Origin of the sequence: Noviherbaspirillum galbum, from assembly GCF_010974945.1 — a bacterium.
GTDB lineage: Bacteria > Pseudomonadota > Gammaproteobacteria > Burkholderiales > Burkholderiaceae_D > Noviherbaspirillum > Noviherbaspirillum galbum.
Genome location: NZ_JAAIVB010000032.1, coordinates 1 through 13,703, shown reverse-complemented (window position 1 = coordinate 13,703; position 13,703 = coordinate 1). Strand labels below are relative to the sequence as shown.

The 13,703-nt window shown below is 66.2% G+C and carries 13 protein-coding genes and 1 pseudogene; 2 read left to right on the top strand and 12 right to left on the bottom strand.

Going from position 1 to position 13,703, the window contains the following annotated elements:
• The 7 genes from cpaB to lnt form a co-directional block, all read right to left on the bottom strand.
• Window positions 1–704 (bottom strand): Flp pilus assembly protein CpaB (cpaB, locus tag G3574_RS08585; RefSeq protein WP_163962035.1); only part of this gene is annotated, 704 nt, incomplete at its 3' end.
• 2 nt (window positions 705–706) lie between these two features.
• Window positions 707–925, bottom strand: coding sequence for a hypothetical protein (locus G3574_RS08580; RefSeq protein ID WP_163962033.1), 219 nt, complete (start codon window positions 923–925; stop codon window positions 707–709).
• Window positions 922–1,683 (bottom strand): hypothetical protein, encoded by a 762-nt coding sequence (locus G3574_RS08575; protein ID WP_163962031.1) that lies wholly within the window; start codon window positions 1,681–1,683, stop codon window positions 922–924. Before G3574_RS08575 ends, G3574_RS08580 begins: the two co-directional genes overlap by 4 nt.
• Before the next feature lie 19 nt (window positions 1,684–1,702).
• Complete coding sequence (locus G3574_RS08570) at window positions 1,703–2,554, bottom strand: hypothetical protein (RefSeq protein ID WP_163962029.1); 852 nt, start codon at window positions 2,552–2,554, stop codon at window positions 1,703–1,705.
• A complete protein-coding gene (locus G3574_RS08565) occupies window positions 2,551–3,975 on the bottom strand; it encodes a pilus assembly protein TadG-related protein (RefSeq protein WP_163962027.1) in 1,425 nt (474 codons plus the stop codon). Before G3574_RS08565 ends, G3574_RS08570 begins: the two co-directional genes overlap by 4 nt.
• Before the next feature lie 8 nt (window positions 3,976–3,983).
• Window positions 3,984–4,256: a hypothetical protein gene (locus G3574_RS08560; RefSeq protein WP_205609713.1), complete on the bottom strand. Its 273-nt coding sequence runs from the start codon at window positions 4,254–4,256 to the stop codon at window positions 3,984–3,986.
• Between the two features lie 99 nt (window positions 4,257–4,355).
• Window positions 4,356–5,864 (bottom strand): apolipoprotein N-acyltransferase, encoded by a 1,509-nt coding sequence (gene lnt, locus G3574_RS08555; protein ID WP_163962025.1) that lies wholly within the window; start codon window positions 5,862–5,864, stop codon window positions 4,356–4,358.
• Window positions 5,865–6,086: 222 nt separating this feature from the next.
• Between lnt and G3574_RS08550 the strand changes: the two genes are divergently transcribed.
• Entirely contained in the window at window positions 6,087–7,226 is a 1,140-nt protein-coding gene (locus G3574_RS08550; RefSeq protein ID WP_163962023.1) for a DUF697 domain-containing protein, read from the top strand.
• A gap of 50 nt (window positions 7,227–7,276) precedes the next feature.
• Here the strand turns inward: G3574_RS08550 and G3574_RS08545 are convergent, their stop codons facing one another.
• The 3 genes from G3574_RS08545 to G3574_RS08535 all read right to left on the bottom strand — a co-directional run bounded on the left by G3574_RS08545 (window position 7,277) and on the right by G3574_RS08535 (window position 10,511).
• Window positions 7,277–9,037, bottom strand: a complete 1,761-nt coding sequence (locus G3574_RS08545; protein ID WP_163962021.1) for a hypothetical protein — start codon at window positions 9,035–9,037, stop codon at window positions 7,277–7,279.
• A gap of 168 nt (window positions 9,038–9,205) precedes the next feature.
• A complete protein-coding gene (locus G3574_RS08540) occupies window positions 9,206–9,643 on the bottom strand; it encodes a CBS domain-containing protein (protein WP_163962019.1) in 438 nt (145 codons plus the stop codon).
• Between the two features lie 109 nt (window positions 9,644–9,752).
• Window positions 9,753–10,511, bottom strand: a complete 759-nt coding sequence (locus tag G3574_RS08535; protein WP_163962017.1) for a substrate-binding periplasmic protein — start codon at window positions 10,509–10,511, stop codon at window positions 9,753–9,755.
• Between the two features lie 239 nt (window positions 10,512–10,750).
• On the opposite strand from G3574_RS08535, the gene G3574_RS08530 reads away from it, so the two are divergent.
• Complete coding sequence (locus tag G3574_RS08530) at window positions 10,751–12,106, top strand: erythromycin esterase family protein (RefSeq protein WP_163962015.1); 1,356 nt, start codon at window positions 10,751–10,753, stop codon at window positions 12,104–12,106.
• A 172-nt stretch (window positions 12,107–12,278) separates the two neighbouring features.
• Here the strand turns inward: G3574_RS08530 and G3574_RS08525 are convergent, their stop codons facing one another.
• Complete coding sequence (locus G3574_RS08525) at window positions 12,279–13,415, bottom strand: ABC transporter substrate-binding protein (RefSeq protein ID WP_163962013.1); 1,137 nt, start codon at window positions 13,413–13,415, stop codon at window positions 12,279–12,281.
• A gap of 112 nt (window positions 13,416–13,527) precedes the next feature.
• Window positions 13,528–13,703, bottom strand: a pseudogene (locus G3574_RS28325) (branched-chain amino acid ABC transporter permease); the annotation flags it as partial.

The window sequence follows — 13,703 nt, the reverse complement described above, 5'->3', positions numbered from 1 at the left end:
AACGCGGCCGCGATGCCATCCCTGGGATTCCGCAGCAGCGCGGTAAGCTTGCCGCTGTCGCGCGCGGAGATCAGTTCCCGCGCCTGCTCGGGCGTCACGTCGAGGGTGACGGTGGAATAGTGCTTGCGCTCGCCGCCGGCCGCACCATCGATGGCGCGCTGGCCGGTGGCGAGCACCCGCGCGCCCTGCAGCAGCGCGAAGGTGCGTTTCCTTCCCTGCTGGTCGAGGGTTGCCATCAGGTCGATGACGTCGCCCGGTTCCAGCATGCCGGACATGGAATTGATGTCGTCGACCGGCAAGGTGATGGCGCGCCGCCCCTCTTCCACCCGCGCGGAGAACGTCGCCGGTCTTCTCGGCTCGAGCAGGGACCACAGGACGGCGTCGCCGGACTTGAGCGGGAAAGCCAGGACCTGGCCGTCGATGCGGTCGAACTGTTCGGGAAGGATCGCACCCGAATGCGCATGCTCTTGCGGAACCATGCGCACCGCGACGTTGTCGGCGGACAGCGCGGCGCCCTTGGGCAGGTCTTTCCTGGCAACGACCACCGACACCGTCCTGGCTTTGCCGCGCGCCTCGATGTCGGCCATCCGGCCGGAGAGATAGCGGCTTGCCGCGAAGGCGGCCAGCAGGCCCGCGCCGATCGCGGTCAGCAACAGCAACCAGGAAGTCTTGAAGGCGGGAAGCCGCAGGGAAGGCAGGCGCATGGTCAGTCCGGAAGTGAAATGGCGTAGCTGAATCGTTGGTAGGCGTTGCGGAATGCGTCGAGCAGGAGGTCGGCCGCCGTGCGCGGGTCGTCCGCACTGAATGCGTCGGCGACGGGAACCAAGAGGGCGAGGGCGAGCGCGGCGCAGACGACGGCGTATTCCACCATTGCCTGGCCTCGTTGCCTGCCACCCCTGCCCTTGCCTGCGCTGCCCTGAGTCATCTGCCGCCCTCCTTTCGTATCACCGTGTTGATCACCATGGCGGTCTGGCCAGATGGCTGGCGCGCGATGACGGCGACGGCTTCCCTTCCCCTGCCCTTGAAGAACAGCATCCGGCCCTCGTCCGCGCGAGTCTCCATGGCATTGCGCGGCGCGCGTCCGGAACCGTCGAGCGCCAGGCCGTCGTCCTGCAGTATCCGCTGCAAGACATCGGCATTCGCGCTGACGGAAAGATCATTGGTGATGACATGGCTGACCGCCGCGCTCGCATCGTCGCTGGACGATAGCTGGAGCGCCACGCGCGAGCCCGCAGGCAGCTTCGCCATCCAGGCGGGCGCGGCCAGGGGCTTCGCGCCGTCCATGCCGCGCTGCGCGAGCGCCGCCGCCATGGCGGTGACGGCGACCACGCCATAGGTGCCGCGCGCCAGCGGTTCGAGCTGCACGGTGATGTAATGCCCGCCTTGCATGCGGCCCAGAATGCGCTTGTTGCCATGCCGGCTCTGAACCAGGGGCTGCCCAAGGCGGCGTGCGAACCAGGCGGCAACCCGGTCTTCAGGCAGTCGCGAGAGGAAGCCTTGCATGCGCACCGGCACGCCGTTGAGCGCAGCATCCTCGCCGAGGTGGATGCGTTCGACGTCTTCTGGCAAGTCGACCACCGGCCAGTCCGGGATGCCATGGGCATTGCCAGCCAGGAGCAGCGCAAGCAAGGCGCCTGTCGCTAGGCGCCGCGAGATGGCTCGCCGGCCGGGATGTCGAGTCATGAACACGTCTTCCGCTCCGTCAACGCAAGCTGTCCGGCGGCACCACATCGCTCCAGGCATCGAGCTTCCCCAGTTGGGGCGCGCGGATGCAGGAATCGAAGCAACTCGGCGATTCGACGATGGCAACGGCGGCCTCGGCGACGGGCTCGATGGCGGCGAGCGCCTTGCCGGGAAAGATTGCCGGCGCGGCTATCCTGGCCTGCACCTGCGCGGGACCGGTGGCGACCCAGGTATCCGGCAAGAGGCTGGTATGCCGCCTGATCGACAGGCCGATTCCGTCGAAAGGCTTGACCATCTCGATGCCGGCCGGCAGGTTTGCCAAGGACACCGACACGCTTGCCGTGAGGATGCCGCGCGAGGCCAGGCCCAGGCTACCTGCCACGTCGGCCAGTCGTCCGCCGGCGCGCGGCCGGAACGGAGCGCCGTCGGATGCCGGGCTGAATCCGGCGGCCTGGTTGATGGCGTCATCGCTGCCGAAACCGAGCACGACGTCCTTGCCGGCATCCTTGACCAAGGGGCGTCCGAACGGATCGACCCAGGACGGATTGCCGTCCGTCGCGGAATCGCCATCCGCGCCGTCGGACCGGATGGGCGCATCGGCCTTGCCGTAGAAGCGGCGGCGGATTTCATTCGCGAGGATCGCGGGATCCTTCCAGGCGCCGAGCGCGTCGTTGTTCACGGTGGCATCGAAGGCGGCATAGCGGCTTGCCATCAGGGTGGAATGGGCGATGTCCTGGATCCGGCCGATCATGGGAAGCAGCAGCAGGATAGGAAAGATCATGAGCGCCAGCGCCATGAATTCCACCAGGGCTTGGCCTCCCTGCATGGCGGATGCCCTGCGCGCCGTTGGCAACGTGGATGCCGTGTTCATCGCGTCTTCTCCGTCTGTCTTTTCCTGGCAGCCGCGATGTCGGCGGCGCTGCTGGCGACGAGGCGCGCCTGCCAGAATGGATTGAACAGGCTCGCGAGTTCCTGCCTGCCGTCGGCGCGCGGAAGGGGGCGCGAGAAGCTGACTTCGGACGTGGATACCGCGGCAAGCTCGTCTCCTGCCTCGCTTCCCTGGAATAGCGCGAGGCGGCCTTGCGGACGGATGCTGGCGCGGCCCGTGGAACTTGCCGTTTCGGCCTTGTCGCGGACGACGCGAACCGCAAGTCGGATGCGAGGTTCGCGCCGGCTTGCGTCGGGGTCGTCCGGCACCTCGTCGAGCAGCGTTTCCGCGAGTTCGAAGAAGGACGGCAAGCCGCTGTAGCGCCATTCCGTGCTCGAAGCGCTGCCAGCCGTGCCGAAGTCGCCTTCGCTGACGCCTTCGTCATCCCTCCGGACGCGCGCGGACTGGCTGGCGTCCCCCATGGTGGTCTCGCTGCCGTCGCAGGTCCACTTCGCGGTGTTCCAGACTTCCTGCCGGAAGAGCGCATTGTCGACCGCGCGCCATTCGTCGAATCCGATCAGGCTGGTGCCGCCCGTGCGCCGGAGTTCGCCGCGCGGCATCGGCACCGCCGAGCAACCCCATGGCGAGCTGGAGGTCCAGGCGCGTTGCCGGACGAAGCCATCTTTGTCGGCGGCCGCGACCACGGCGTCGCGGAGGCGGGCGCGGTCGTCGCCGGCATAGCGCCGCACCGCGCCCGCTTCCGAGCTGCCGTCGACATTGCGGTAGGAATCGCTCAGCGCTTCGGCGTCCACGGTGATGCGTCCCTCGCCGGCATAGTTCGCGTCCGCGACCTCCTGCATGACGGCCTGGCGCGCCGCGATGAATTCTTCGTTCGCTGCAAGCTGCGCCGCCTGCAGCGCGAGCTTGGCGAGTTCCGCCGCCTCGACCGCGAGCGGCGCGGCGGCCTGGATGACTTGGTTGGCCGCGCTGACGCCCTGCGCCCCCGCCGGGTTGCTGATGGCGTAGCACAAGGGAATGTAGCTGACCATGGCGAGCGCCACCGGGACGGAATACTGGCTTTTGCAATTCATCATCGGGACATGGTCGACATGGTCCTGCGCGTAGCGCCCCCAGGAAGCGAGGCTCACCATCTGCGCGATGGCGACTTCGTTGGCCATCAGGGCGCGGTTGGCATAGGCATGGAAGTTCAGGACACGGGCATGCATCGCGCCTGCACTGTAGGCCACCGCGTCGGCGGCATTGACGAGCCTGGTCTTTTCCGAGGAAAGCTGGCCGGTGTTGAACAGGAAGAGCAGCGCGGCGGCACCCGTCATGAGGACGAAGATGCCGTGGATCAGCGCCTGGCCGCATTGCGCGCGGCAGGCGTGACGGACCCGGGCGGCCCGGTGTATGCAGATCGACATGCGGCCGTTCAGCGGCTGTTGTCGTTGCTATAGGCGCTCAGCCCTTTCTTCGTGGTCGCCTCGGTTTTCGCGCTGTCGGCCGCGGTCTGGGCATCGGTGATCGCGCCCGAAGCCGACTTGCCGGAAATCTCCTGGGCGATACCCGCCATCTGGCTGCGGATGGCCTGGCCGAAGAACTGGTACACCGCGATGGCGGCAACGGCGACCAAGGCCACGATCACGATGTATTCGGTCATGCCCTGCCCATGCTGGCGACGCTTGATGGCCATTGGTGATGCCATGTTTTTCCCCTTGCTTTTGTTGACGTTTTTGCAATGCCGGGGATGTTATTGGCTGCGTCCGGATCTGTAAAGGCAAGAGGCGGACAATTAACATGTGGCTTAATCTTTGCGCAGCTCGGGACTATCGTGCTTACTCCGGCGACTGATGAGGAGGCCGACCAGCCCCAGGCAGAACAGCAGCACCGGCAGGTTGCCGGCGCGCGCGAACGGCGTCGCGCCGGATACCGGTTGCACCATGCCCCGCAGCTCCGTTTCCGCGCCCTCGGGCAGGCGGGCGATGACATGGCCCTTCTCGTCGATGTGCGCCGTGATGCCGGCATTGGCGACCCTCAGGATGGGGCGTCCTGCTTCGAGCGCGCGCATCCGCGCGATCTGCAAGCCTTGTTCCGGACCGGCGCTGCCCTCCAGCCACGCCAGGTTGGTCGGGTTGACGAGGAGATTCGCCTCGGGGATCCAGCGTCTGGCCGACGATCCGAGCTGGTCCTCGTGGCAGATCAGCGTGCCCACGCGCTGTCCGCGAACGATGAAGGCGGGCTGGACATTGCCGCCGCTTGCCAGGTCGTTGAAGGGAATGTCGAGGGCATGCGTAAGCCAGCCGAAACCGGCAGGGCTGTATTCGCCGAACGGCATGAGGCTGGCCTTGTCATGGCGCTCCATGGCGGTCTGCCGGGGCGCGAGGTGCACCAGGCTGTTGTACCCGTCGCCGTTCGCCGCAGGCGTGAATGCGCCCAGCAGGACATGGGAACCGCTGCGGTCGCTGAAGCGGCGCATGCGCGCCACGGCTTCGCCCGGCAGGTTGCTCAAGAGCGCGGCGAAGGCGGTTTCCGGCGTCACGATCAGGTCCGCGGCCCGACTTTCGATTCGCGCCGCGAGATGGAGCGCGTTCCGCCGCGACGCATCGGGATCGAACTTCCCGGCTTGCGCCGCGCGGGTTTGCAGGAGGCGGTATTGCAGCGGCGCGCCCGACGGGCTGCTCCATGGCACGAGGCCCAGGCCGAGTCCGGATAGCCAGCCTGCGGCGGCAAAGACGAGCAGCACGGCATGTTTCGGCCGCCCGGCGAGCAGGCCGGCGCCGGCCGCGGCGGTGAAGAATCCGGCAAAACTCAGGCCATACAGGCCCGTCACCGGCGCAACGCCGGCGAGCCAGGTATCGACCAGCGCATAGCCTAGCGAGAGCGAGGTGTGGCCGTTGAAGACCAGCAGGCGCATCGCTTCGCCCAGCGTAAGCAATGCGGCGAACCGCGCCGCGCCTCCACGGCCCGGACCGCCGCTGGCATGCCAGGCCAGACAAGGCAATGCGGTGAACGCGGCGAGACCGGCAATGAGGAGCGCGGTCGCGCCCGCCGCCATCACCCCGCCTGCCCCGGTCTTGCCTAGGGCGGCATGAATGATCTGCAGGCTTCCCGCCAGGTGCAGGCCGGTGCCGAAAGCGATTCCCGTGGCCAGGCAGCGCCGCGCCGACGCGGCACGGCCGACCAGGAGGTAAAGACAGCCAGCTCCCGCGAGCGCCGCGATCCAGACGCCGGACGGCGCCCAGCCGGCGGCAGAGATCGCGCCCGCCAGCGCCGCGAAGATGATGGAAGCAGGGAAAGCTTGCAGCGCGCGCATGGGTGCCTGCGGTGGAGAGGAACACGGCGGAGGTCCGGCTATGATCGGCATGGAAAGTGGGGCTGGCATGAAGTTGGCGTGAAGTTGGCGTGGATGCCGCGCGGACATGCCGGCTGGCGAGCTAAACTTGAACTTCGTGGTCTAAGGAACGAACTGCGGCATCCTGTTTGGTTGCACCGGACGCCGCGGCGTTTCATGCCGCCATGATTCAAGCGCGCCGCCATGCAACCGGCAACGATTGCCTTCCATGCCCGTCACCAGGACATCACCATGACGCACAACAACATCGCCCGTTTCTTCATCGCGGCAGGCACCCTTGTCCTGCTTTACCTCGGCGCCGTGCTGTTCTCCAGCATCCTGCAGTTGTCCGCAGCAGCCGACCGCGTCAGTCCTGGGCTCGGCCAGCCGGTGTTCTGGATCCTGGCCTTGCTGTTCGCGGCCTGCGCCCTGTCGCCGGTCGTCATGTACTTCCGCTTTCCCAAGCCCCTCGTGCCGCCGAAGGAAGCCTCCGGGCCCGAGCATGATGCTTACCTGGAAGCCCTGCGGGAACGCCTCTCACGCAATCCGCGCCTGGCGGGCGTGCCGCTGTCCACGGTGGAGGACATTGCGCCGGCGCTGCAGAAGCTGTCCACCGAGGCCAACGCGGTGGTGCGCAACACCTCGACCACGGTCTTTGCCAGCACCGCCTTGCTGAAGAACGGCAGGCTGGACGGCCTCGTGGTGCTGTTCACGCAGGCACGCATGATCTGGAAGATCTCGGTGATCTATTACCAGCGGCCCTCGCCCCGCCAGATGCTGTTCCTGTATTCGAACGTGTGCGCCGCGGCGCTCATCGCGGACAGCCTGGATGACATCGATTTCGCGCAGCTGATCACGCCCATGGTGGTGTCGATCGCACCCTCGCTCAAGGGCGCGGTGCCCGGCCTGCAAGGCATCTCCAACCTGCTGGTGAACTGCATCGCCACCGGCGCAGCCAACGCCTTCCTGACCTTGCGCGTGGGCGCGGTCGCGCGCCAGTACTGCGAATCCATCGTGCGTCCCTCGCATGCCGGCGCGCGGCAGACCGCGACGGCGGAGGCGATGACGCAGATCATGCAGATCACCAAGGAAAACAGCGCGCGCATCGTGAAGACGGTGCTTGCCGCCGCCGGCGGATACATGCGCGATACCGCGGACAACAGCGTGCAAGGCGTGCGCGACGCCGCTGGCAAGGCGGCGGACACGGTGCGCACGCGCGCGCAGGCACTGGGGGATGCCGTCTGCGGCGCGTTCGACTCGACCGTGGACAACGTACGCAAGAATGCCGGCCGCATCACCCCGTGGCGCAGGCCTGAAATGACGGAGCTGAAACGGGAGAAGTAAGCGGCATTAACTGAGCCGAGCCGCATTAACTGCACGACGCCGCCCGCCCCTCAGGCGATGCCGGTTCCCCAGGCGAAGAAGCCGCGGACGCGCAAGTCCTGCCGCAGTCCGTCGCCGAGAACGATGGCATGCATGGCGCGGTGGACCGCCTGCCGGCCGGAAGCAGCGACCGGCACGCGTTCGCGCGCGGCGTCCCAGTCGGGGAAGCGGCCGAGGCTTGCGCCATCCTCGTCGCTCACCGCGTAGCCGTCCTCGACCGGGTCGATGTAGCAATGCGCGGGCTCGGGCAAATGGAATGGCGTGCGTGCCACGCCCCACGGCTGCAGCAGTCGCGCGGCTTGCTCCGGCAGGGCGGCGTCGTGCAGCGCCAGCAAGCGTTTCGTTTCCCTTGGATGATGCCGCCTCGCCTGCACTTCTCCCGGCAGCCAGGCGACCACGTCGACATCTCGCGCGGCCGCATGCAGCAGCACCAGCTTGAGCGCGAGTAGCAGCCATTCGTCGAGCCAGGGCGGCAAGGCGATGGGGTCGCGCCTGCCCTGTCCCGCCTGCCCTGCCTGCCGCGCCCATTCGCTGTCCAGTTCCTGCAAGAGCAGGACCCGCTCGCCGTCCGGTCCCTCGCGCATGTCGAAGCGGATGCGCAGCAAGGCGTTGCGCGCCAGCAGGCGCGACGGCAGGAAGCATGGCGCATAGAAGGGCAAGGCAACGATCCAGTCGGTCGCGCCGCCTGCCGCATCGGGTGCCTCGGACGGCTTCGTTGCCTTCGATGCTTTCGATGCCTTCGACGCATCCGCCAGCGGCGTCGCGGCGCATTTCCTGCGCGCGTGCCGGTCGGCGAAGGCCATCGCCTCGTCGAGCGTGTCGCACAGGCCGGACGGGCATTGCGGCTCGGTCACCGCTTCCCCGCGCTGCGTGAATGCCATCCAGCCTCGCGTCGGGCCGAAGAGGTCGTCCCATTCCACCAGGTCGATCCAGTAGCCCAGCGAGCGGTCGGTCCATTGCGGCAGGCTGCGCAGTCCGGCCTTCAGCTTCGGCTTGAGGCGCTTGATGCGGGCGTTCGCCGGTACGCGTACGAAGTCGGGTCCGGCATGCGCCGCCGGGCGCAGCGGCAGGATGGACAGGCGCAAAGCATCGAACTGCGCCTGTCCGGCAAGCGCCTGGCCGCTCAGCCGGTCGTTGCCGGCGGGCGACGCCGTCGTCTCGTGATCGCCTTCCCTGCGCTGGATGCGGGCATCGAGCTTGTCCGGTATGCCGCTGAAGGCGAGTTCATCGGCGCTCAGGCCCTCGGCTTCGAGCGACTGCAGGCGACGCAGCCAGTCGCCGGCGCTTGCCGTGTCATGCGCCTTGCCGTTCAGCCAGGATGCCAGCGCCGAGCGCAGTCCGCGCACGCCGAAGCCTGGCTCCCTCGGTTCTTGCTGCCTTTCCTGCATGTCTTCCGGCATGGGAAGGAAGACCGGCGCTTCGACCGGGCGGGGCATCGCACGGTGCTGGCCGATCATGGCCGCGACGCCAGCGAGCCAGTCCCGCACCAGGGCCGTATCGACGTGCGGCAACAACTGGTCCAGCAGCCGGCGCATCATGCCCGCATGGCGTTCATGCACCGCCTGGTGCAGGTTCATCCCGGTCAGGAGATGGACCTCGCCGGACATGTTGATGACATCCACGTACAGGCGCGCATCGATGTCGCCGTCTGCGGGAATGTCCGGGAAGGGATTTAGCTGGCCGAGGGTGATGTGTTCTAAGATGCGCCGCGCGGAAAGCGCGAGGACGGATGACTTGATGCGAAGATCAAGTTGCTCGATGGACAAGGTCATGCAGCGGATGTCTTGGCTGGGACGGACTGGACCGGGACGCGGCCGGCCGGAGGGTTGAAGCGGGAACGCATGCGCAAGCGCGCAAGGGCAAGATACTACCACTTGCCCTTGCGCATGTTGAGACATCCAGTCCGGCCGCGTTGCATTTCAGCATGCGACCCGGAGGGGTCAGTGCAGGGTGTTGGGACGGGATGGGCTGGACACGTCTTCCAGCGTGCGGTCCACGCCGGCGGAATGCTTGGTGGCGACGTCGCCGAGCGAGACGATGCCGATCAGCTTGCGGGTGTTGTGGTCGATGACGGGAATGCGGCGAAGCTGGCTGTCTGCCATTTGCCCCATCACTTCATCCACCTCCTGGTCGTCATAGCACCATGTCACGTTGCTGGTCATGACATCCTCGATGGCGGTTTCGTCCGGCGCCATGCCCTGCGCGGTGGCGCGCACCGTGATGTCGCGGTCGGTGATCATGCCGACCAGTTCTTCGCCGTTGCATACCGGCAGCGCGCCGATGTTGAGGTCGTCCATGAGTTCGGCGGCACGGCGTATCGTTTCTTCGGGCGCGACGCTGGTGACGTCGCGCGTCATGATGTCGGCAATGCGTTGCATGGCAGTCTCCTTTGGTGGAATCGGTGTGCGTATGACGTGCAAACCGCCAGATAGATGCATTTGCGATGCCGAAGTGCCATGAATTTTTGCCGCTCGTCCCGGCGATGGGCTAGCGCCGGATCTCCTTGAGCCGGTTCCACATGCGTTCCGCGAGTCCCGCGTTTGCATCGTGGAAACGGTGTGAGAATGCCAGGTAGTAATGGGTTTCCCTGAGGCTCTTCTGCCCCATCTCGACTTCCCCCGCGTATTTCTCGCGGATCAGCGGCGCCAGGTCGTATTCGTAGCCGGCCGCGAGGTCCGCCCTGCCCTGCACCAGTTTCTTCAGGTTGAGCTCATCGGTCTTTGCCCCGTAGTCCACTTCGCCGCCGGCATGACGCACGGCATCGATGATGGCCTGCATGCCGGCGGCGACGGCGACCGGCTTGCCGGCGTGGCCGAGGCGCGGGCCGTTCCACGCGACGTCGCTTCCCGCCCTGCGCACGAGCACGATACGCGCCACGCCGAGCGCCCGGGTCTTGTCCACTTGCCCGGCCTGCATCGGGAAGCGCGCGATTTCCTGCGTGAACGGCAGGAAGGCAATGCCGACCGCGCCGTCCATCTCGCCCGCGCGCATCAACTCGAGGCACCGTCGCCAGGGAAGCGGGGTCAGCGTCGCCCTCATGCCGAGGTCCCGGGCCGCCGCCTCGATGTTTGCCTGGAGCTCGCCCGGCCTTGCGAGTCCGGGGCTGGCGTAGGAAGCCGAACGCCGCTCGTCGGTGCAAAGCCGCATCGGGTCGGCATCGGCGTGGCCACGAACGGGCGCCAGCAGGACCAGCGTGCCGGCGAGGGTCAGAATGGCAGCGGCGATGCGATTCTTTGGATTCATCATGAGGAGGCGGGCGCCGGATTGGATAGCCGCCACCCGTTATGAAACCGCATTTCCGAACCCGGGGAACAACAATTAGCGACGGTTAATTTTCTTTGCTTCAGCTTGCACGCCTCCCCATGAACTCCACCTGAACTCCACCTGAACTCATCCTGAAACTCAGCCTGAACTTTTGCGGAAGGAGAAAACCGAACGGGTATGTCCCTGGCGCAGCGGCAAGGGGCGCTTCAAGGAGTCTCAAGATGTCGGATTCAGCGTTGCTCGGCGCAATGCGCAAGGAAGCGGTGGCATTCAGCCTGGAAGCAATCGACGCGAGCATCATCGACCAGGTCGGCGACGCCTCGATCGTGCTGCTGGGCGAAGCCACCCATGGCAGCCAGGAGTTCTACCGGGTGCGCGCGGAGATCAGCAAGCATCTCATCGCCCGCAAGGGTTTCGACGCGATCGCCGTCGAGGCCGACTGGCCGGACGCGCTTCGGCTGTCGCGTTTCGTGCAGGGCATTCCCCGGCTTGATCCCGCTCAGCCGCCGGACCGGGAGGTGGAAGACGCCCTCTCCGGCTTCACCCGCTTTCCGCTCTGGATGTGGCGCAATACCGAGGTCGTCCGGCTGGCAACCTGGCTGCGCGACCACAACCAGCAGTTCGAGGGACGCGAGGACCGCGTGGGATTCTTCGGCCTGGATCTCTACAGCCTTCGCACGTCCATGGATGCCGTGGTGCGCTATCTCTCGCAGGTCGACCCGGAAGCGGCGCGGCGAGCCAAGGAACGTTATGCCTGCTTCGATCATCTTGCGGAAGATCCGCAGCGCTACGGCTACGCCGCCACCTTCGGCATGAAGCCGGATTGCGAGGATGAAGTGGTGCGCCAGCTCGTGGAACTGACGTCGGGCGGCCTGGCGCTCGCCGGCGGCGCCCATCCCGACGAACTGTTCTACGCCCAGCAGAACGCCCGCGTGGCGCATCATGCCGAGGCCTACTATCGCTCGATGTTCGCCGGGCGCAACGAATCCTGGAACCTGCGCGACACCCACATGCTGGAAACCCTGGAAGCCCTGCGCGACTACCTGAGCGCACGCAAGGGCAGGCCCGCGCGCATCGTGGTGTGGGCCCACAATTCGCATATCGGCGACGCGCGTTCGACCGAGATGGGTTGGGAAGGACAGCTCAACCTCGGCCAGCTCGCGCGCGAACGCTTCGGCATGGACGACACCTTCCTGCTCGGCTTCACCACCCATGGCGGCACCGTTACCGCGGCTTCGGACTGGGACGGCGCGACGGAACGCAAGGCCATCGTGCCTTCCATGCCGGGCAGCCTCGAGCGCCTGCTGCACGACGTCGGGCTGGAAAGCTTCCTGATCCGTTTCCGCGACCGGCCGCAGCTGCGCGACCTGCTGCACCAGAGCGACTGGCTGGAACGCGCGATCGGCGTCATCTACCTGCCGCAGAGCGAAAGGATCAGCCACTATTTCCAGGCGCGGCCGGCGCGGCAGTTCGACGCCATCATCCACGTCGATACCACATCGGCCCTGCGGCCGCTGGACAAGTCTTCGCACTGGAACGACGACGAAGTGCCCGACACCTTTCCGAGCGGGATGTGACGTCCGCACGTGGGGGAAAGAAACGCGGCGGAATAAAAAAAGGCCGCGGAGAACCGCGGCCGAAAAGCTGGGGATATTTACTACAACAACTACGCTCTAGCACACTACTACCACTACTACACTTGTAGACCCCCCAGCCCAGGAGCCTGTAAGAAAATTCATTCGGGCGCGATCAGCGCAGCAAGCGTCCATCCCTGCCGATCACGGTGATTTCCACGAAGCGCGAACCGACGCGATTCGTCGGCGAGTAACGCAGCGTGAAGCCGCCCACGTCATACGCATGGAGCGATTCCAGCGCCTGCACCACTTTCTCGCGCGTCGGCGAATTGCCCGCGCGGCGCAAGCCCTCCACCAGCACCTTCGCGCCGACGAATTCCTCGAAGCTGGTATAAGACAGCTCGGTGTTGGGCGCGTATTTCTTCATCGCCTGCTGGTATTCCTTCACCACCGGCAAGGTGGACGAGAACGGATAAGGCATGACCTGCGCCACGCCGATGCCGCGCGCGCCATCGGTGCCGATCAGCCGGACCAGTTCCTTCGGATTGACCACGGAAATATTCACCAGCTGGGACACCGTCGATGCCGCGCGGATCTGCTTGCTGAAGGCCGCGGTGCTCTTGTTCACCGAGATCATCACCACCGCCTGCGGATTGGCCTTGGCGATGGCCGCCACCGCGTCGCCCACCTTGTCGGTATTCTTTTCATAGGCGCCCACCGCGGCCACTTCCAGGCCCCGCTTCTTCAGCGCCGCCGTCACGCCATCCAGCCCGGCCTTGCCGAAAGGGTCGTCCTGGTACATCACGCCGATGCGTTTCATGTTCAGCATGATGAGCTGGTTGACGATACCCTCCGCTTCGTCCGCATAGCCGGCACGGATATGGAAGATGTAGGGGTTGAACGGCGTGCGCAGGACCTCGCCGCCGGTGTACGGCGCCACCAGGGCGATGTTTGCCTGCTCCAGCACCTTCTGCTTAAGCAGTTCGCCCACGTTGCCGGTGCCTGCGAAGCCGATCAGGGCAATCGCCCCATCCTGGTCGATCACTTCCTTGGTGAGCTTGACCGTTTCCGGCACCTGGTAGCCATCGTCCTTGACGACGTGCCTGATCTGGCGGCCATTGATGCCGCCCTGGGCGTTGACGTGGTCGATGTAGACCTTCACGCCAACAACCATGTCCTTGCCGGTATCGGCCAGCACGCCGGACAGCGGCGCCACCTGTCCGACGACGAGGTCATCGGCGGCGTGCGCGCCGATGGCGAGCGATGCGATCAAGCTTCCGGCAACCAGTTTGATGCGTGCAGCAACTTTCATCTTTGTCTCCTCCTGTTGATGTCGTCTGCTTCCACTGCGGCGATGCATGCGCAGGCGGACGTCTTGCCGCGTCCTGCCTGCCTGCTATTTTCCTGCGTTGTCCTGCCTTGCCCTACCTTGCCCTCTTCCCGAGAGCGACCAGCTCACCCACGATGCCGCGGCGGAAGGCCAGCACGCAGATGATGAAGATGAAGCCGGTGACGATGGTGACCGACTCGCCGATGGTTCGGAACCACTCCACGTTCGTCAGCGTCGCCAGCCAGTTGCCGAGGTCGCCCAGCTTGTTTT